Source organism: Anaerococcus obesiensis ph10, assembly GCF_000311745.1.
Taxonomy (GTDB): Bacteria; Bacillota; Clostridia; order Tissierellales; family Peptoniphilaceae; genus Anaerococcus; species Anaerococcus vaginalis.
In genome coordinates, this window is the sequence record NZ_CAGV01000032.1 from 1 (window position 1) to 1689 (window position 1689).

The 1689-nt window shown below is 32.3% G+C and carries 1 protein-coding gene; it reads right to left on the reverse strand.

Annotated features, from left to right (window positions below):
• Positions 1–128 precede the first annotated feature (128 nt).
• Positions 129–1406, reverse strand: a complete 1278-nt coding sequence (locus HGAG_RS00010) for an IS110 family RNA-guided transposase (RefSeq protein WP_019117388.1) — start codon at positions 1404–1406, stop codon at positions 129–131.
• Positions 1407–1689 lie beyond the last annotated feature (283 nt).

A 1689-nucleotide genomic window follows, 5' to 3' on the forward strand; every position in this document is an offset into this window, starting at 1 on the left:
GACCAACTAAGAAAGTCAATAGTTATTTTAAAAAAATGTTAAAATATTTTTCAGTCACAGAACTTAAAAATGTGCATAGCAAACAAGCCTCATATACTTTCATTTTTTGAGGCAACACTTTTAATAGTTTATGCGACCAACTTACTCTTTTCTCGAATTAGTTTTTGATGTTCTTCGGGTGTTCTTAATTCAAATGATTTTTGGTTTCTGAGAACAGCAAAAATAATTTGAACCATCTTTCGCATAATTGCACACATTACAACTTTGTATGGTTTTTCAGCTATTTTCTTTTCAAAATAAGCTCGCATAATAGGATTTAAATACTCTCTGTTGCGATTTGGATACACATTAGATTTAGCCAGCATATGGAGAATTGAGCGAACATGAGGTGATCCTCTTTTAGAGATTTTATTGTTTTTCCTATTGTATGTTCCGCTTTGGGATACTCCCGGATCCAAGCCAAAGAAGGCAACTAATTCTTTCGGTTTCGAGAAATTGGATATATCTCCAAGCTCTGATAAAACGACACATGCTGTATACTCTCCAACTCCTGGAATACTTTGTAAAAGCACTATTTCTTTATGAAACTTTTCATCTAAAAGAGATAGTCTTTTGATTTCATCATCGATTGCTTTCAAAGCTTCCTGTAAACTAAAAATAACCCTCACAGTTGTTTGAATAAGTACTGCTGAACTAAGGCTTACTATACAAACTTCAATAGATTTTTCAGCAGCTTTCAATAGTTTTTCATATTTTACTTCGGCATAGGAGCTGCTTTTATGTGAATTTTCTTTTATCAGTTGAATAATATCTTGCTTATTTTCAGGAGATAAGACTTCCTGTATAGTAGGATATTTTTCAAGCAAAGACAAAGGTGTTTTCCCTTGCAAATCCGTAAATACTTTCTTGAAATCTGGAAAGGAAATATCTAAAAAAGCGATTAATCGGTTGATGTGTTCCACAATTTCATCCGTCAATTCTTTATGCTGTCTGCAAAGCTTTTTGATACTGTTAACGGTATCTGAATGTGTAATTGTTTCGTTGTAATTCTTAATACGATATAGCAACGCTATATTATATGCATCTGTTTTATCTGATTTAATTTTTCGGATATTGATATTTTTCAATGCTCCACTTTGAATCGGATTAATTACAATGACTTCGTAATTATGCTTACGGAAAAAATTAGCTAAAATTTGATGATAGTGTGCAGTAGCTTCCATGATAATTATTGCTCTGTCTTTGTACTCATCTTCTACCTTTTCAAGTACATAGATGAGCGACTTCATACCAGTAATATCATTAGAAATTTTAAGTCTTTTGATGATGTCATTATTAGGTGATAGAATACAGATATCACTGAAAGCTTTACTCACATCAATTCCTACAACAATTTTTTCTGACATAATATACCTCCTATAATTTGGGATGCCCTGTTAATCCAAAACCACAACAGGCTCACGAGTTATACAGGTAATCAATAAATGAACCTAACCAACCGAAAAGATGAAAGGCAATGGAATGAGGGTGGAGTCTATCAAATGAGTAATTCCTAAATTGGAAACCCAGCAAGCACATAAAACAATCCCATTTCATCCCTAATATCTATAATTTTATCATAGATGATTAGGTTCATTTTTAAGAACTATGCTTAAAGCTGTTCTTATACTATTAGTATATGAGCAAGCA

Coding starts and splice junctions, on each gene's coding strand:
- HGAG_RS00010 (WP_019117388.1), bottom strand. CDS start 1,406: ATGTCAGAAAAAATTGTTGTAGGAATTGATGTGAGTAAAGCTTTCAGT.